Here is a 17,900-nt window from a genome sequence, read left to right on the forward strand (position 1 = left end):
ACAACGATGACAAGATCGGAAGCCTCTCCCCGGATCGCGGTTCTCGACATTGGCAAGACGAATCTGAAACTGCTGGTCGCGAGTGAGGACGGCTGGCCGCTCGAAACACTTTCGATCCCGAATGTGCCGACCACGGCAGGACCATACCTCGCCTATGATCTTGCCGGGCTGGAAGAGTGGTTCCTCGACACTTTGGCCGTGGTGACGCAGCGCCACACTATCGGCGCGGTGATCGCGACCGCGCATGGGTGTGGCGCCGTTCTTGTCGAAGGTGACGAGCCAGTGCTGCCGATGATGGACTATGATGCGGTCTCGCCGCCTGAGATCGACCAGGCCTACGCCCGGATTGCGCCTGCCTATGATGAAGTGTTTTGCGGTATCAGCGGCGCGATGCGGCTCGGCAAGCAATTGCTCTGGCAGGAAAGCGCATATCCCGCCGAATTCGCCCGCGCGAAAACCTATCTTACGACTGCGCAGTATTTCGCCTTGCGGCTCGGCGGGTGTGCTGCAAGTGAAATTTCACAGCTCGCGGCTCAGAGCCATATCTGGGACCTTTTCCACCATCAGGCTTCCTCCCTGATGCGCAAGCGCGGCTGGGACCGTCTTCTGCCGGAGCGGGCATCCGCCGGTGCGGTGCTAGGGAGGGTTTCGGAGGCCGTAGCCAAGCGTACCGGCCTGGCGCGCTCGACCGAAATCCTCTGCGGCGTGCATGATTCCAACGCCAACCTGTTCCGCTACAAGGCCGCCGGCATGGCCGATACCTCGATCCTATCAACAGGCACCTGGATGATCGGCTTTCAGCGCGGCCTCGCGCTAGACAAGCTCGACGCCACACGCGGCATGGTGCTCAATATCGATGTCGACGGTGAGAACGTACCCTCCACGCTGATCGCGACAGGCCGCGAATACGACTTGATCAGCAGAGACCACGACGCTTCTGATGCAGCCGTCCTCACCGCATTGCCGAGTCTACTGGCCCTTGGAACCCTGGCACTCCCCTCCTTCGTTGGGGATGATGGACTGTTCCCCGGTGCAGCTCACCGCGGACGCATTATCGGACCGCGGCCCGAGACGCCAGCCGAATGGCAGGGGTTGGCAGTCCTCTACGCCGCATTCAGCGCAAACCGCTGTCTAGATGCGCTTGGCAGCTCGAAACACATCGTCATCGACGGTGGCTTCGCCGCCAACCTGCCCTTCGCGCGCGCTCTGGCCGCGTTGCGGCCATCGCAGAGCGTCTCCGTGAGCCAATCTCGGGATGGAACGGCGCTCGGCGCGGCGCTGCTGTGGCGGAGATTTTCGCGTACGATTCCGGTTTCGAGCGTGGTGCTTGAAGCTGTCACGCCGCTCGGCGAGGATGAGTGCAAACGCACCCTTTCCGCCGCCTATCAATCCTGGATTTCTTTTTCGGAGCACCCATCATGACAGACCGCAATCATGCCGATCTCCGCCAGGGCATCGTCGATACCTGCAAGGAGATGAACCGAAACGGTCTCAACCAAGGGACTTCCGGCAATCTTTCGCACCGGATTCCAAACGGCATGCTAATCACACCGACAAGCTTGCCCTACGAGCGCATGCGGCCAGAAGACATTGTCGCGATGGATTTTGCCGCGAATTACCAGGGCAACCATCGCCCTTCTTCAGAATGGCGTTTTCATCGCGATATTCTGCGAGCGCGGGACGACATAAACGTCGTGCTTCATACGCATTCCACCTTCAGCACCATTCTCGCCGTGCACGAGCGTGGCATTCCCTGCTTCCACTACATGGTCGCGGTAGCCGGTGGCAACGATATCCGTTGTTCGCCTTATGCCTGCTTCGGCACACAGGCGCTGTCGGATTATGCCGTCAATGCGCTCGAAGGACGAAATGCCTGCTTGCTCGGCCATCATGGCTTGATCGTAACGGCGCAGACATTTGAAAAGGCGCTTTGGCTTGCCGTGGAGGTGGAGACCCTGGCGAAGATGTATGTCCACGCGCTGGCGATCGGCGAACCTCCGCGCCTCAGCGAGACCGAAATGGCACAGGTCCACGAACAGATGAAACGCATAGGCTACGGCCAGGCGCCCGATCTTGACGACGTCGGTGATGTTCCACGCGCCATGCCTCAGTCGAAACTGGCGCCACATTGACTCAGAGTGTCGTTGAACGCGGCTAGTCTTCTCTTCGCTAAGGAAACTTGCAAGCAACTCTACCAGCCGCTGGTGATCAAGCGAAAATTGTCAGACAGCGAGCCAATATCCCTTGTGAATATCGAACTTCACGGCGCCGTCGTCACGCATCTTCAACAAGAGCGATTGGCAATCGTCCTCATGCTTTATGTTCACGCGCTTCATGATTTCGAAAACCTTCAGAGGCTTTTCGCCAAGGGCAATCAGAATCTTGTCTCGATCAGTCATTGGGGCTCCTTGTATCGGCATCGGCGACGGTACGCGTTGTACAGATCGTCTGCAACGGCCGCGTTCGCTTGACGAGGTCCGTTCCGGGTCACCAGGCCCGAAGCTGCCGCGCCGATACAACAGCACGGAGCGAGCTTCGCTACCCCCAGCGCGACGACCACACCGGATACGTGCTCTTTTCGTTCGTGCACAGCCCGCGAGGGTGTCAGGCAAGCTCGCCTGCTGATGAGTGGGGGGCGACAGCATCCACGATCCTTGCCTTTCCGGCCGACGGAAGCGGTTTCCGCATTTGATGATGAAGTCGGACATCTCCGGTAAAGCGGAAGTCAGCCATAACGCCAATTATGTCGGCTGAGGGCCGTGAGCAGACGTACTACGCTCGTTCAACGCGGATCGAACTGTGCGCCTTCCAAAAGGTACCGAAGCGCTCACCACCGGCTTCGTTTCGCCCATATTGCCTCACCAATGAGGCAGGATATTCGCGGCTCCCTTTCGGTCACCGAAACGATCCGGTCCCTGGGCACGCCGCCGGCAACCTCGAGCACGAGCTTTGTTCGGATCGCCTCCTTGAACCCGTCACGGCTTCTGATCGTCACCATAAATGAGCCGGCCCCGCCAATCACACAATCCTCGTAATAGAGATCGAGGTCGTCGATGTCCATTTGCGACGAAAGTCTTCCTTCGAGCATGATCGGCAATCCGTTGATGGTAATGCCCCTTGCCAGCGCCGCATCACGTGCGATGGTAACTGGGCTTCCGTCGTTGTTCACGCCATCGCCGGAAACGTCGATCACACGCCGCAGTCCACGATACGGATCCGCATCGAACAGCGGCAATGCGAAATTTATCGCGCCAGAGATCGAGGTGCGTGAGCCCATGCGAACCGGCGCTTTCGCGATTTCCGCCGCCACCGCAGCTGCAGATTCGTGGCTGTCGATCAATCTCCACGGCACGATGATTTTCTGATCGTTCGGTCCAGACCATTCGACATAGACCAGGGCCAACCTTCGGTTCGGCCCGGCCTTGAGCGCCTGGAGAAATTCGTTGGAAACGATTGCCTCCGCGTAACCCTCGCGCTGAAGCAAAAGCTCGCCAGGATCCATTGAATAGGAGACATCAACAGCAAGAACGAGTTCGACATCGACCGATGGCTGCTCGCTGCCGGCAACCAGTCGGTACCCCGAATTGAGGGCGGCCGTGTTGGCGACTTCACCTCCGGCGATCGCTCCGGCGATCAATGCCGCTGCGATGGAGACACGATGAAGCATGGTGGCCTCGCTGCTGGTTCCTCTTCATGGTGGCAGAAACGCCGCTGCCTGATCGATCGGTCCAGTGCCGGGCGCGGATTGATGCGAGCGTGCGAAGACGAACCGAGATGTCACATGTATTTCGGAGGCGGCTCTGCCGTCCTGGCCGATGAGGATCAATCCGGCGCCGCCATTTGCTACATTCAGAACAATCGGCTCGCCACTCCACGTCTTGATTGGCTCCATTCCGATGATGAGAAATTCACCGATAGGCTGGTCAAGATATTGGATGCGCAATTGCGGGCCGACTTCGGCTGCCGCGAGTTCGAAGCCGAGCTGTCGAGCACGCGCGTAAACATCAGCCAAGGTCACAGTATCGGACGTGAATCCAAGCTGGGCTGGCGATACGAGGACAAGCTCCACGTCTGTCTTGCGAGAGCCAAGGATGAATGTCGGTCGAGCAAGTATTTCAGCGGCCTGCCCCCCGATACCGCAGCCCATGCCGTCCAGCTTATTGCGTAGTCCAAGCGGATCAGCGAAGGTACCAATGGTAATGGTCTTCCATGTCGCCACATCGCGGCCGGACTGAATGAGTTGCTGGGACACTTCGGCGGGGCGCGTCTTGAGCTTCAGCTGGTTTTGCAAGACATCGCGAGCCGTGCATTGAGCCCGCGCTGGATTGGTTGCGAACTGAACGATGCAGGCCGCGCACAGTATCGACACAATGAAGTAACGGCTGCCCCGGCGCGCGCGCGAATGACGGTCGACTCCGCCGCAATGCGCCCTTCCCGCTGTGATGGCTATCGAAAATCTCTTCCGCATTTGCAATCTCGCGAGAAGAAAGAGACCACCGTCTGGCACTGGACACACTCTGCGCCTGTGAGCGCGGTGCAGCTTTCTCGGTATCGCGTTATTCGGTTACCGCGGGCTCATGGCAGCGGCTCTTCGGTTGTCAACGTAGTGCAGGTCTGCGGGAAAACCGTACGAAAAGGCACGATAAAGGACGAAATCGGGCTCTGCCGCTGCCTTGAGACGCACTTTCCGGTCCGCTAAGATCAATGGCGGGAGGTGTGCGCATGACCTGCCTGCGGCTGAACGGATACACGCTCAATTTGGATCAGGCGCAGTTATTTGACCTGCACGGCCAGGGCGTTGAGCTGCGGCCTCAGGCTCTGGCAGTGTTGCTTGAATTGGGGCGCCGTCCCGGAGAGCTGGTTACAAAACTCGATCTCGGTGCGCGAGTGTGGCCGGGCGTTTCGGTTACCGACGACTCGCTCGTGCAATGCGTGGTCGAGATCCGGCGCGCGCTCGGTGACAGCCGGCAGCAAGTCGTGCGGACGATGCCACGACGTGGTTACCTTCTGATCGTTGACGCAGCCGACACGGCGCCGCGCGATGTGCGAAGATTCTATCGCCTGGCCGCCGCCCTTGCGATGGTGGCAGTCGCGATCGTGCTGGTCTGGCAACATCTACTGCTCGGCGCCGGCTCCGGGCCCCCCAAGGTACGCAACAGGATGGTGGCCGACGTTGCAGTTCTACCCCTGCGCGTACTCAACACCTCTCAGGAAGGCAGTCCGGACGGCAACGGATTAGCCTACATGATTGCCTCCGAACTTGCGCGCAACCCCGACCTGCACATCGTCTCAACCCTCGCCACAGCCGAGCTTAGCGGCAAGAACCTGCCGCCGGCCCAGATCGCCGCGATGACCCACGCTCGCTACCTTGTGGATGGCAGCGCGGAGAGACGCGGCGACCGGCTGCAGCTCCACGTGCAATTGATCGATTCCGGCAACAGCCGCATCGTCTGGAGCGGCCGGTTCGAGCCCACTGCGCAGGACCTGCCCGACGTTACTGAAACGTTGATCTCTCGGATCAGCGCCTCGCTTGGTGCAACCGTGCGCGAGTCGGACCGGGCGGCGTTACGGAGCCGCGCGCCGGCCTCGCTTGATGTGCATGCGCGCGTGCTGCGCACGCTTGCGCTGACCATGGCACCAAGTTCCGAGAGCCTCCGCCAAGCGCGGCAGGAACTCGAACTGGCGGTCCGCCTTGATCCGAACTACGCGCCCGCGTGGACGGGACTCGGACTGGTGAAGAAGATGCTGATTTTTGGCCATCACGATCCTGGGCTCAGTCGTCAGGACTTGCCGCAGGCGATCGCCGACGTCAGGCGCGCGATTGCGCTGGACCCGCTGCGTGCCAGTTCGTGGCGAGTGCTGTCCTTAGTAACCGACGCAGGTCAGGACCCTGAGTCAGCGGTGAGCGCGGCCGAGCGGGCGATCGAGCTCGGCCCTGGCGATCCGGACAACTGGGTCGTCCTTGCCGGTGCATTGCATTATGCCGGTCGAACCCAGGCAGCGATTGAAGCCTTCGAGAAGGCGATCTCCTGGAACCCGGTACGCCCAGCACACTACGCGCTCTACGGGGCAAGGCTGCGCTATTCCGTGCAGGATTACGAGGATGCGCTGCGTTTCGCCCGCGAATGTATGGATCGAACACCTGCGATAGGTGTCTGCAAGGCGGTCTGGCTATCGTCGCTTATTCGTACCGGCCATGCCGCCGACGCGGAGGCGGCGTGGCCCGCTTTGGTCGCGGCCGCACCCTCTTTGCAGACGTACCGGATGACGCCGCGGAATACGCCGATGGCTCTGGCGGTTGATGAGGACCTCGACAGACTTCGCAAGAGCAACACCTCGGCAATGGCCCAGTAAAGCTTCAGGCGCGTGAACCTGATGTGATCATTCCAAGTCGGCCTTTTTCGGCGTAGAAGCGGCTTCGAGGCCGTTCCGGATGGAGTGATCCGCGTCGCTTTGCAGTTTGAGGCCGGTGTCAGCTCGTTCTAAGGGCCAACAGGCGACGTCCAGAAGCTACCAACTGAAGTGGGCTTTATTCAACTGTCTCTCTTCAATTTCGACATGACATCATCTCCGCCCGTGAGAACGTATCGAAGCGCGTACCCGATCAGCCAAGACGCCGCCGCTAGGCCCAGGCCAACCATTGCTAGATAGATGTTGATTCGATCCCAGGCGAAGCCAGCGGCAATAAGCGTCATCCATGCTTGCGCTACCGACTTGCCGCCGGTGCATGCCGCGCCTGCGCGCGCCCAGGTGCTCTTGGCGGCCGAGGGGATGCGACGCAGATCGCGCGCTGCTCGAACTGTGGCTGGACGATGCGGTAGCCTGATGAGGCATTCGCGAATTTGTGTGCGTGTCAGTCGCGGAGATCGCCATCAATATCTGGACTCTCCGGTTCCACGCGCCATAATGAGGCGATGGACGGGATATCCAAAACCTTAAATTGTGCGCGTTGCGGCAAGCCGCTGGTCCTGATAGCGCGACCGGATGGCAAGGGCCCACTCCGGCCGACATGCTTGCATTGCGAGGAAGCCGATCCGATCACGTCGCCCGAGGTCGCCAGGTGGTTTGCTGGGGAATTGCAGCCGCCGAAGGGATAGGCCGTGAGGATCGCTGCCATGGCCGTGACTGCCGCATAGTGCCGAGCTTGAGATGCTCGGGGACGACCGTCGTTGGCCTCAATTGTGTCGACAAATTACGGTACTGATTCGCCAGTGAGCCAGCGTCTCGCAATCGGTTGGTCCTTTGGCCTCTGAACTCACAAGTCACCGACGCGAGTGGCATGCAATGGGGCCCGGCCCAGCCGGGCCTTTTGTCCTTTGTGAATTATGTGCACTCACTGCACCCTGGGCCCACCGCGCCGCATCGCGAYCGAGGACCCTCGTTGGCGCGAACTCACAAATATTCGGCCTGAACTGCCAAGATACAAACTGCCCTTTTTACTATGGCGACCCAGTTGGCCCAACGCACGGGGTGCACTTCGACCGGGGATCGATGACCAATGCGCGTCTTTTTTAGTTGCTTGTTTTGCGGGACGCTTCACAGCGCTATCCAAATAAGGCGGCCGGTCGTGGCAAGCGGGCGCTTCGATTGCAAAGCGTGCGGGCAGACGTTGCATCGATGGTGGGCCGTATACGACTTTACAGATTGGAAGGGGCCGCTCGACCAGTAGCGGGCGCGGCCAATCCGGGTCGCCGCACCTTGCCGGCCCCGCTCAAATGCGCCTATGCCCGTCCTCACCCGCCGGCGCGATCCGCACCGCAGCGATTGCTGGCACATCCACTTTGACGACATCACGTCGGCAGCATAGCAAAAGCCGTCGGAAACCCCAGACTCGTCCGAGGTTTGGCAATGGCAGTGCGGCTTCTATCCCGGCTCGAAGCCCCGCGAGCACCGCAAAGGCTCGGCGCCGTCGTTCGAGGCGGCTCCCGCGCGGCGTTCGAGGTGGCATGGAGCGAATATCCTGCCCAAAAGCACAGAGGCCAATTTCCAGGCCTCGCGCGTTCATGACGCGTGGACTCGCGAGAAATACGCGGCTTTGATTGCGGCGAACGGATACCGTCRGACTGGCGTCAGCATGGCTGAATCCGATGGTTGCTTACGCCGCTTTGACACTCGGATCGTGCTGCCCAGCGGCACCGAGCTCATCACGTTGCGCGATGCGATCCGGCACTTCAGCGAGACGGTGCCGAAACGCGAGCACAAGCACCCGCGCGTACTTCTCGCCGCCACCGCGCTGACCGACGCCGCCGAGGGCCGAACCGCGCAGCGATTGCCTCGGATACCGCTGCGCACCTCCTATCGTCCGCATCTCAACATATCCTCGGATTGTCGCCATTGTCGCAAATGCGGCCGGGCACGCCCCGGACCGACGGACCGAACCATATTGGAATGCCCTCCCAGACAATCCAGCAGCCGCCGGGGCCGGTATTGAATATATGACAGGGCTTGCCGTACACCGTGATGCGCGTTGGCCCGGCTGCGAATTTCTCGCGAGCCACGGCGGTCGTTGTAAGGACGGTGATCGCGATCAATCCAGTCGCCAAGAACTTGATTGTGGTCATCGAGCTTGTCCTTTTGACCCTTGATGGGGGCTGCGACCTTAGCCTGTTTCCTGGGCCAGTGGAGGACCGGATGCGCTTGCTCGTTCGCATCCTGCCTGACGAAGCTCGCGGTAGGTAACGGCAAGGACCTATTTGCCCAATCGTCGCAAAGAGTGGCGTTTAGCGCCGGAACGAGGACAAGAGCAAGACGCCCCGGCTCTGTGATTTATTGGGCCTCAAGCGCTTCACGCCGCACGATCTCCGCCGAACGGCGCGCGTCGGCGGTCAAGGCGTCAAGTAAAGCGCGAGCCACGCCAGTCGATTAGACTATTAGGCTCGTAAAGAAGGGCTTGGTTATCTCGACGACCGAGGGTTCTCTCTCATCAGGAGTGGCGGCGGTGACAAACTCGCTTTTGCAGTTAAAGCAGCGCCAAAGATCATGGATTTCTTGGGCATTGACGCGCTCACGCCACTCTAGATGGACCAACCCAGAACCACATTGAGGGCATTTTTCTGGATGGGGCGTCGAGAAGATTGATGCCATGTGGAACCTCCCTCGCTTTCGGCGCAGCGTACGACTGTCTGGGCACCTTGGAATTGATCCACAACAAACAATTTGCCCATTTGTCATCGCCGGGCGGCTTCCAGGTCCGGGACCGTCGAGTGCTGGCGCGCGCCGTCCGCAATCGGGCCTTGCCAGTTGGTACACAAAGGGCGGCGATGTGGCGCATGTCAAATACGGAAGCCGTGATCTTCATGGGTTGGAACGCCCAGGGCCCGCATAAGGTTAGATAGATTGCGCACCGTCGCGGCGGCCTGACTGCACGCTGGATTGGAGGCAGCACATGAAAATCGTGGACGAAGACGGCGAGATCATCGCAACAGCATCCGATGACCATACTTTAATCGGCGGCCACCACCGCCTCGCAGTGGCGGCCAGCCTCGGTAAAAGACTGTTCTGGCGAGATACCGGCGAACCAGTGAAGCTCGATAACTTCTTCAAGCATTATGGAAGTTCTCTTCGACATACAGCCTGAGCCGCTCGCCGAGCGTACGTTGTTCGGTGCATCGCAACAACGCCAACGAGGATTTTTGCCATCGCGCATTCCTGGTTTAATTCTATGCGGTCCCGTACACAAAGGCGGCGCGCGATGTGGCGCAAGTGCGACAATCGATCACCCCCGTTTGGCCCTGGTCTCCGAGGGACCCAGGAAAGCAAATAGGGGCATCGTTGGTTCGCGTCTGACCGCTCTTGCCATCAGCCCGCTCCATTTAAGCTCTCCCTCCCTTTCCCACGCGCCTCTGGCGTGATCGAGGCGGTCGAGGCGGTGCGGCCGGCGGCACTGGCGAAGAGGCGATGCCGCGACGAAGGTTCGAGCGAAAGAAATCAACTGCGACATCTGTCGCAGTTGGGAAGCGCACGAGCAAGAATGGTAACGCCCGCAAGGTGCCGGTCGAGCGGCGCGCCTTGGCCGCCTGCGTCGAGCCTGTGTCACGTCGCGAGATCTGGTCGCTTCAAATGACCAATTGCGCGGGCCCGCCGCCGATCTATCAGGTCTGCCTCTTCACGATTTCAAATCCCTTTGCGTGCAATTCCAGTAGTATGCCCTGTGCCAAGTGCGTGCACTCTTCAGACTTGATCCAGTGCGGACTTCTCCAATCCGGGTCGTCTTCCTTTGGGTAACTGGTGAAGGCGGAGCGAATGGCGGCTTCGATCACGTCGATGGGATTGTCCGACATCTGCATCCCTCACGCATTTGGCGAAATAGATCAAAATCCTAAAAGAACAAGCCCAGCCGGACACTCACCCGGCGGCCCTCTCCGTTCAGAAGAACGTCACCGCCATCAATGGCTTGATCTAGGTCAACGCTGTGCCTCGGGCTCAGGCACGTGAACGGATCGCACTAAATTTAACGCGGTATGATGAATTGCAAATATATTCATACGGCGCGGTCGCGCGGTCCCGGCACTTGCCTCTGGCCCTCACAAAGGACCCGGAACTGCACCAATGATCGCACCCGGCGCGGCGTCACTGGGCCAGAGAGGGCTGCGGTAATGCCTTGAGCGGTCGTCGGCAGGCGGTCGCCATCGTTTCAAGCGCCCGGCAAATCAGGAGGCGAAGCCGCCGGTACCGCCGCTTTGACCTCCGCCAGCGCCGCTTGCAAGGCGGCTTCCTTAGTGTGGTCGAGAGAAGTCTTTAGCACCGTGCCGCCTTCGCCTTTTAGCCTCTCAAGAACCTTGTCTGCCGTGACTTTGCGCACCAGTACGAAGAGCGCTGCGGTTCCGGGTTGAACGGCGGCAGCGGTCTCTTTCATCCATTTGTCGTTGATGCCGACATCCGTTAAATATCCGCTGAGTGTGCCGGACGCGACGCCAAGGGCAGCACCAGCAAGCGGCATCAAAAAGATCAGGCCAATCAGCGTGCCCCAAAAGGCGCCAGTAGCCGCACCAGCAGCCGTGGTATTGATCAGTTGATTTAGTTTGATGTTTCCGTTGCTGTCTTTCACCGCGATCACGGCATCGCCGAGTTCGATCAAATACTCCTTCTGCATGGCCAGCAATTTTTGACGAACTTCCTCCGCCTTCGCCTCGGTTGGAAATGCAATTACGACAAGGTCGCTCATCTGTTCTGCTCCTCTACTCGAACGATTGCTGCCCATGCGAGAGAGGATGCGCCCGGTCGCGCGGGACAGGCAAGCCGCTACGGATAGCGGATGACGGCGCTCCGGGCACAACGGGAGGCGGCGGGCACACCCGGCACGGGCGGACCGGCTCGCGAGAACCGACAAGATGCGGCGTCAGGGTTCGAGTCAGGAGACCGCTAACGCCTCTCCCCACACGACGCAGATTTGCGATATCAGCAAAAAATGAGCCGCGCGCGGAAATCAGACGCCCCAACGCAGAGCTGCGGTCTGCACCGGGGCATCCCATAATGTCGTGGCTTTGCGATCGAGCACCGATACGGTGATCGAGACACCGGCCATGTCGAGGGATGTGACGTAGGAACCGGTCAGGAAGCGCGTCACCGTGATCCCCGCGCGATCCAGAGTCCGCTTTGCGGCATTGACCATCAGATAGAGTTCGATCAGAGGCGTCGCACCAAATCCGTTAATGAGAAGCAGCACTTCACTGCCCTTGCTCGGCGCAAGATCCTTCAGGATCGCGTCAAGCACCTCGGCGGCGATCGCATCGGCGGAAGCCAACGGTACCCTGCGCCGGCCAGGCTCGCCATGAATGCCGACGCCCATTTCCATTTCATCGTCGGCCAACGTGAAATTTGGCCGTCCGGCGGCCGGCACAGTGCATGGCAATAGAGCTACCCCCATCGAGCGCGTACGCCGGTTGACTTCATCGCCGAGCGCCTTGAGCGCGGCAAGCGGCATTCCGGTCTCGGCAGCGGCGCCGACCATTTTCTCCACGATCAACGTTCCAGCGACACCGCGACGACCGGTCGTGTAGGTCGACTTTTCGACCGCCACGTCGTCGTTCGTCACCACGCTTGCGACTTCTCGGCCGGCCATCTCGGCTGCCATGGTGAAATTCATCACATCGCCTTCGTAGTTTTTGACGATGAACAGCACACCTGCGCCGGTGTCGACGGCCTCCGCAGCCTCGATCATCTGATCTGGCGTCGGCGAGGTGAAGACCTGGCCAGGACAAGCCGCGTCAAGCATGCCCAGGCCGACAAAGCCCGCATGCAGCGGCTCATGTCCCGAGCCGCCTCCCGAAATCAGCGCGACCTTGCCTGGTTTCAACGTGCGACGGCGCACAAATTTGCGCTCGGCGCCGAGAAGCAGGATATCGGCGTGCGCTGCGGCGAGGCCGTCAAGACTTTCTTCGAGTACCGTATCGGCGCTGTTGATCAGCTTTTTCATGAGCGTTCTCCCAGTCCGGTCTAAAGTTCGATTCAATGGCTAACCGACGCTTTCCGCAAAGCGCGCGAGCTGCGCGGCCAAATCCACGATGAGCTGCTCGAGCGCACGATTCTTCTTGTCGTCACCAAGTTCAGGAACGGTCACGGTAATGACACGCGTGCGCGCTTCGCGGTGGGGTGCGCGCAGTCTTCCGGGGTGCGCGCGGCCATACGCATCGAGAAATGCCGCACGCTCGGCGCTGGACGGATGGCAGACGTCGAAGATGACCGCGACATGCTTCGCCGGGATCGGCACCAGATAAGCCGGATTCGTGATTTGACTCACGAACGAACGATTCTTGCCCAGCGCCGCCGCAAGCTTCAGGCGCGTCCCCGAGGGCCGATTGTCGAGTACCTTTCGCAGGATTATTTTGTATTCTGCGACATTCTTGTCACCGGGCGTGTCCTTGCCGACATCGTCCTTCATGAACTCACCTTTGCGATTGCGGCCTTGAGCCGTGCGACGGCAATCGGCGACACAGAGAGAGTTGTCAATCCGGTCGCGAGCAGCGCCGCCGTGAGGTGAGTGTTGGCCGCGGCGTCGCCACAGAGCGAAACCTCGACGCCACGCTTTAGCCCGGCCTCGACGGTCGCGGCTATCAGTGCCAGCACAGCCGGATTGCTGGTATCATTGAGGTCAGCGACTGCGCCGATGTCGCGCGCCGCCGCCATGGTGTACTGGGTTAGATCGTTCGAACCGATGGAATAGAATGCAGCGCCAAAATCCGCTGCACAGAGCGCCGCCGCTGGAACCTCGACCATAATGCCGAGCGGCGGTCGAGCGCAGGCAACTCCTTTCGCTTGGAGGGCTGTGAACTCCGCGTCAAGTATTTCGTTCGCGCGGTCCAATTCCGACGGGATCGCAACCATGGGCAACATCACTTTCAGCGTGCCATGGACAGCCGCACGGCAGAGCGCGCGGAGCTGCATGCGAAACACCTCCGGCCGCGCGAGCGAGAGGCGGATACCGCGGAGGCCGAGAAACGGATTGCTCTCACCTTCGACCGTCAAACCGGGAACCTGCTTGTCTCCGCCTGCATCCAAGGTCCGGATCGTCACCGGCTTATCTTGGGCCCAGACGAGAATGTCTCGATAGACCCTGTATTGCGTTTCCTCGTCCGGCAGGCCGTGGGCTGCCTCGAACAGGAATTCCGTGCGTACAAGGCCGATGCCGTCGCAAATTGCGGAATCAAGGTTTGCAAGGTCTTCAGGCCCGGCGACATTGAGCAGAACCGCTATCCGCCGACCATTGGCGACGAAGGCAGGCGCAAGGCTGGTCTCCTCGGCGACAGCCAGTTCGGCCTTCGCAGCCGCCATACGCAGCTCAAAGAGACGGATGGTCTCCGGCTCCGGATCGAAGATGACCCTTCCGGCGTCGCCGTCTACCAGCGCCAAGACTGGTGGCTGTCCGTGCCACGACAACGGACCTAATCCAACGACCATCGGCGCCCCGCGCGCACGCGCCAACATTGCGACATGCGAGGAAGGTGAGCCACTGGCCAGCGCGATCGCGCCGCCTTGCGACCAGTCGGTCGCAAGAAAGGTCGAAGGCGTGATATCTTCAGCCGCAACAATTGAACCGCCCGCGATTCCGGCGACAACGTCCACACCGCCCAGATGCGCAAGCACGCGATCGCGGATGTCAACGATATCAACGGCCCGGGCACGGAAATATTCATCTTCAGCCGCGCGATAGCCGGCGATCTCTAGGTCGAGTGCCCGGCGCCAGGCATGGTCGGCAGCGATCCCGATCGCGATAAGTTCATATGCCGTATCTGTGAGTGCATCGTCTTCCAACATGGCGGCCTGGAACTCCAGAATGTCTGCCGCCTCACTCTGAATCGTCTTGATCTGCTCGGCGAGTTGCGCCCTCGCCCCCCCAATCGCCGCCCGCAGCGCTGCAGCCTCCTGCTCCGGATCCTCGCTCGCCATTCGCCCGGCCACGGCCGCAGTCAGCACGGCGACCGGCCCGAACGCGAGGCCCGGCGATGCGGCACGGCCGATAAGTTGGATCTCTGCCACTGCCGTTAAGCCTCACCAAAACCGTCATGCACAAGCGCAAGCATGGCAGCCAGCGCCACCTCTCCGTCCGGTCCGGCGACCCGGAAATGCAGCGTCGCCCCCTGCGGAGCTTTTACACGCATCACCTTCACCGGACTCTTGGCATCCGTCCAAGGCCCGTCTCCAGAGAGGGCGAGTTCGATCTTTGCGGCAAACCTCTTCGCACACTGCGTGAGCTTGACCGACGGCCGCGCATGAAGTCCGACCTTGTTGACGAGAACCACCGAGGCGGTCAGCGGCACCGACGTCTCACCTGCCCGGCTGGCGTGGGCATCATGCATAGAATTCCTCCGCGCTACGCTTAACGGCTGCGAGCGATGAGCCACCCGAGGATTCCGTCGCTGCAATCACCGCTCCTTCGACCACCGGAGCATTGCAGACGACGACGCGCGCCCTTCGATCTTCAGCCAACATTTCCACTGCCATCTCGGAATTTGTCTCCGCTCCACCGAGATCAACGAGCACAGCCACACCTGCTGCGGACCACGCCGCCTCGATCGCCTCCAGGATTCCAGCAACATTCGTGCCGAGCCCTCCATCGACATCGCCGCCGGTCCAGGCGAGCGGCACCGCATTGCCCACCATCTGGCGCACCATATCTGCCGCGCCTTCCGCTATCTTGGGCGAATGTGAAACGATAACGATTCCGACATTGCCGCCATTTGGATTGTTCATGACCTTGCCTCGAATTCCAATACTTTGACTGCAGCCCCGATCAACAGGGACGTTGAGCGCGAACCGGGGTCCATGTGACCAATGGAGCGTTCGCCGAGAAAAGAAGCCCTGCCGCGAATAGCGAGCATCGGCGTCGTGCGATCTGCCGCCTGCACCGCTTCTAACGCAATCGCCCGCGCATCGCCGCCTGCAGCCAATACCGCTTGCACGGGCACCAGGACATCCAGCAAGGTTTTCTGTCCTGCCTCCGAGCGTCCGCGCGCCTTTACGGCATTGATTGCCATATCCGTAGCCGCGACAAACTCCGCGCGTGTTGGCTGCTCTGGAAGCGCCTTGCCCAACTCCATGAAGAAGGTGCCAACGAGCGGCCCAGAAGCCCCGCCGACCTTCATGACCAGCGTCATTCCGATCGACTTCAGCATTTCTGGCAGAGACTTGTCCGCAAGGCCGGGCAACGTCGCGAGCACGGCCTCGAAGCCGCGTTTCATGTTCAGCCCATGATCGCCGTCACCGATCGCCTGGTCGAGGCTGGTCAGTTCGTCGGCGTGCTGGATCACCGATTCCGCAAGCGCCCGCACCAGATTCTCCCTAGAGGTCCGATCGAGACTCATGCCGCGACCCTCCCGCCGGCCGCATCGAAGAACAGCGGCCTGTTAAGGCGTAGCGACACGACGTCGCCGACGTCTAACCTCGCCTCAGGGTCCGCCAACGTCACGACAGGTCGGCCGCCGAGATCGAGATGGACATGGCTCTGGTCGCCGAGATGTTCGACCCGCGTGACGGTGGCCGACACGTCCCCGCCGCTGCGTGCGATCGCCAGGTGCTCGGTACGAGCGCCAATCGTCTTAACGCCGGGCGGAACGCCGGCAAATAGAGTTGCCGGCAGCAGGTTGATCATCGGCTGGCCGAGCCGGGCAGCGACATAGGCGTTGACCGGGTTCTCGTAAATCTCGCGCGGCGTGCCGATCTGCATCAGCCGCCCGGCCTCCATCACGCCGATGCGCGATGCCATGGTCATAGCCTCGGTTTGATCGTGGGTGACGTAGAGGATCGTCGCGCCGAGATCGATCTGGATGCGCTTAAGCTCCAGGCGCATTTCACCGCGCAGCTTGGCATCGAGCGAAGAAAGCGGCTCGTCCATCAGGTAGATCGAGGGCGAGCGCACCAGAGCGCGGCCAATCGCAACGCGCTGCATCTGCCCGCCCGACAACTGGGTCGCCTTGCTGTGGAGCTTGGCCTCGATATGGAGAAGACGCGCAACCTGTTCGACCTTTGCGCGAATTTCGGCCTCCGGCAGGCGCCGAGTCGGCGCGCGTAGCGCAAAGGCCATGTTCTCGAACACGGTCAGATGCGGGTACAACGAATATTGCTGGAATACGAAGGCGACGTCACGATCCGCCGGCGCATCACTGGTCACATCGCGTCCGTCGATGCGGACCGAACCGCTGTCGGGCGCCTCTAATCCGGCAACGAGACGCAGCGTCGTCGTCTTGCCGGCGCCGGTCGGCCCCAGCAACGCAACGAATTCGCCATCTCCAATGGTGAGGGACAGATCGACGACGGCTTGCGTCTTGCCAAACGCCTTGGAGACCGCGCCGATCTCGACTTCAGCCATGCTTGCCTCCCTCGTGCAATGTGGTGCGTATTGCCCGTCCCGACCCCTGGTCGAAGAGCGACAACGTATCGGGCCGAAAATCGAGCCCGACATTCATCCCAATCCGAAAGGGCATGCTGGCGGGCGAGCGGGCCTTGAGAGCGCCGTAAGGCGTCGTCACCGTCACGATCTGCGTCGTGCCGAGATATTCCGACCCATAGATCTCGCCCCGCACCATGCCGCTATCGGAAAAACGCACATGCTCGGGTCTGACGCCCAGGACAAGGTCGCTCTCCACCAGAGCCTCGCGTGCGGTGGGTATCGCAACGTCGCGATCCCCGAGCCGGATCGCCTGCGCCCCGGCTTGCAGGCTGCCGCGAAACGGCAGGAAATTCATCGCTGGAGAACCGATAAAGTCCGCGACGAAGAGCGAAACAGGCCGGTCATAAATGTCGCGCGGACTCGCAATCTGCTCGACCACGCCGTTGTTCATCACCGCAATCTGGTCCGCCATTGCCATGGCCTCCAGTTGATCATGCGTGACGTAAACGGTGGTCGCGCCAAGCCGGTCATGCAGCGCGCGCAATTCCTGGATCATCGCCTCGCGCATCTCGGTATCGAGCGCTCCGAGCGGCTCGTCCATCAGGAAGCACTTCGGCTTGCGGACGATCGCCCGCCCAAGCGCGACGCGCTGACGGTCGCCGCCGGTGAGGGTCGAAACCGACCGATCAAGGAGGTGGGAGATACGCAGGATCCGAGCGGCCTCCACCACGCGCCGGTCGCACTCCGCGGCTCCGATGCCCTCGCATTTGAGCGGAAAGCCGATATTACGCCGGACATTCATGTGCGGATAGAGCGCAAATAGCTGGAAGACGAAGGCGATATCTCGCGCGGAGGCACGGTTCATCGTCACGTCCTCACCGTCGAGCCTGATCGTGCCGGATGTCGGCAATTCCAGTCCTGCAATCATCCGCAGCGTTGTCGTTTTGCCGCAGCCGGACGGCCCAAGCAGACAAAGGAACTGTCCGTCATCCACCGTAAAGCTCGCGCCCTTGACTGCGTGAAACTCTCCAAAGGATTTGTCGAGCGCTTCGACCCTGATCTGTGCCATCGAGCG

General features: G+C 60.9%; 17 protein-coding genes. 4 read left to right on the top strand and 13 right to left on the bottom strand.

The annotated features are described in order from the left end of the window. The first annotated feature begins 6 nt into the window (after positions 1–6). Together AC1DW2_RS06480 and AC1DW2_RS06485 are read left to right on the top strand one after the other, a co-directional pair. Complete coding sequence (locus AC1DW2_RS06480) at positions 7–1,422, top strand: carbohydrate kinase (RefSeq protein ID WP_477005485.1); 1,416 nt, start codon at positions 7–9, stop codon at positions 1,420–1,422. After that, positions 1,419–2,132, top strand: coding sequence for a class II aldolase/adducin family protein (locus AC1DW2_RS06485; RefSeq protein ID WP_477005486.1), 714 nt, complete (start codon positions 1,419–1,421; stop codon positions 2,130–2,132). The genes AC1DW2_RS06480 and AC1DW2_RS06485 overlap by 4 nt, the downstream gene beginning before the upstream one ends. A gap of 90 nt (positions 2,133–2,222) precedes the next feature. Here the strand turns inward: AC1DW2_RS06485 and AC1DW2_RS06490 are convergent, their stop codons facing one another. The 3 genes from AC1DW2_RS06490 to AC1DW2_RS06500 all read right to left on the bottom strand — a co-directional run bounded on the left by AC1DW2_RS06490 (position 2,223) and on the right by AC1DW2_RS06500 (position 4,468). Further along, on the bottom strand, positions 2,223–2,399 hold the full coding sequence (locus tag AC1DW2_RS06490; RefSeq protein ID WP_208088530.1) for a hypothetical protein: 177 nt from the start codon (positions 2,397–2,399) through the stop codon (positions 2,223–2,225). A 428-nt stretch (positions 2,400–2,827) separates the two neighbouring features. Then, positions 2,828–3,667, bottom strand: coding sequence for a DUF1194 domain-containing protein (locus AC1DW2_RS06495; RefSeq protein WP_477005487.1), 840 nt, complete (start codon positions 3,665–3,667; stop codon positions 2,828–2,830). A 24-nt stretch (positions 3,668–3,691) separates the two neighbouring features. Next, the gene (locus AC1DW2_RS06500) at positions 3,692–4,468 is read right to left on the bottom strand and encodes a hypothetical protein (RefSeq protein ID WP_477005488.1); all 777 of its coding nucleotides are present in this window, start codon (positions 4,466–4,468) and stop codon (positions 3,692–3,694) included. 254 nt (positions 4,469–4,722) lie between these two features. Between AC1DW2_RS06500 and AC1DW2_RS06505 the strand changes: the two genes are divergently transcribed. Beyond that, the gene (locus AC1DW2_RS06505; RefSeq protein ID WP_477005489.1) at positions 4,723–6,354 is read left to right on the top strand and encodes a winged helix-turn-helix domain-containing tetratricopeptide repeat protein; all 1,632 of its coding nucleotides are present in this window, start codon (positions 4,723–4,725) and stop codon (positions 6,352–6,354) included. A 3,031-nt stretch (positions 6,355–9,385) separates the two neighbouring features. Next, positions 9,386–9,577, top strand: coding sequence for a ParB N-terminal domain-containing protein (locus tag AC1DW2_RS06510; RefSeq protein WP_028150075.1), 192 nt, complete (start codon positions 9,386–9,388; stop codon positions 9,575–9,577). Between the two features lie 514 nt (positions 9,578–10,091). On the opposite strand, the gene AC1DW2_RS06515 is transcribed toward AC1DW2_RS06510, so the two are convergent. From AC1DW2_RS06515 to AC1DW2_RS06560, 10 genes are all read right to left on the bottom strand, one after another. Then, positions 10,092–10,280, bottom strand: a complete 189-nt coding sequence (locus tag AC1DW2_RS06515) for a hypothetical protein (RefSeq protein WP_224517481.1) — start codon at positions 10,278–10,280, stop codon at positions 10,092–10,094. 353 nt (positions 10,281–10,633) lie between these two features. Continuing rightward, the gene (locus AC1DW2_RS06520) at positions 10,634–11,164 is read right to left on the bottom strand and encodes a DUF1269 domain-containing protein (RefSeq protein WP_028150077.1); all 531 of its coding nucleotides are present in this window, start codon (positions 11,162–11,164) and stop codon (positions 10,634–10,636) included. Between the two features lie 261 nt (positions 11,165–11,425). After that, positions 11,426–12,415 carry a dihydroxyacetone kinase subunit DhaK gene (dhaK, locus tag AC1DW2_RS06525; RefSeq protein WP_028150078.1) on the bottom strand — a complete coding sequence of 330 codons (990 nt, stop codon included), beginning with the start codon at positions 12,413–12,415 and terminating at the stop codon, positions 11,426–11,428. 39 nt (positions 12,416–12,454) lie between these two features. After that, a complete protein-coding gene (locus tag AC1DW2_RS06530; RefSeq protein WP_038932448.1) occupies positions 12,455–12,880 on the bottom strand; it encodes a hypothetical protein in 426 nt (141 codons plus the stop codon). Further along, positions 12,877–14,475, bottom strand: coding sequence for a phosphoenolpyruvate--protein phosphotransferase (gene ptsP / locus AC1DW2_RS06535; protein ID WP_477005490.1), 1,599 nt, complete (start codon positions 14,473–14,475; stop codon positions 12,877–12,879). Before ptsP ends, AC1DW2_RS06530 begins: the two co-directional genes overlap by 4 nt. A 5-nt stretch (positions 14,476–14,480) precedes the next feature. After that, a complete protein-coding gene (locus AC1DW2_RS06540; RefSeq protein ID WP_477005491.1) occupies positions 14,481–14,795 on the bottom strand; it encodes an HPr family phosphocarrier protein in 315 nt (104 codons plus the stop codon). After that, positions 14,788–15,189, bottom strand: coding sequence for a dihydroxyacetone kinase phosphoryl donor subunit DhaM (gene dhaM / locus AC1DW2_RS06545; protein ID WP_028150082.1), 402 nt, complete (start codon positions 15,187–15,189; stop codon positions 14,788–14,790). Before dhaM ends, AC1DW2_RS06540 begins: the two co-directional genes overlap by 8 nt. Then, complete coding sequence (gene dhaL / locus AC1DW2_RS06550) at positions 15,186–15,800, bottom strand: dihydroxyacetone kinase subunit DhaL (protein ID WP_063981217.1); 615 nt, start codon at positions 15,798–15,800, stop codon at positions 15,186–15,188. Before dhaL ends, dhaM begins: the two co-directional genes overlap by 4 nt. Continuing rightward, entirely contained in the window at positions 15,797–16,804 is a 1,008-nt protein-coding gene (locus AC1DW2_RS06555; protein WP_477005492.1) for an ABC transporter ATP-binding protein, read from the bottom strand. The genes dhaL and AC1DW2_RS06555 overlap by 4 nt, the downstream gene beginning before the upstream one ends. Continuing rightward, complete coding sequence (locus AC1DW2_RS06560; RefSeq protein ID WP_477005493.1) at positions 16,797–17,894, bottom strand: ABC transporter ATP-binding protein; 1,098 nt, start codon at positions 17,892–17,894, stop codon at positions 16,797–16,799. The genes AC1DW2_RS06555 and AC1DW2_RS06560 overlap by 8 nt, the downstream gene beginning before the upstream one ends. Positions 17,895–17,900: the final 6 nt, after the last annotated feature.

This window comes from Bradyrhizobium sp. P3_C3 (assembly GCF_056402655.1).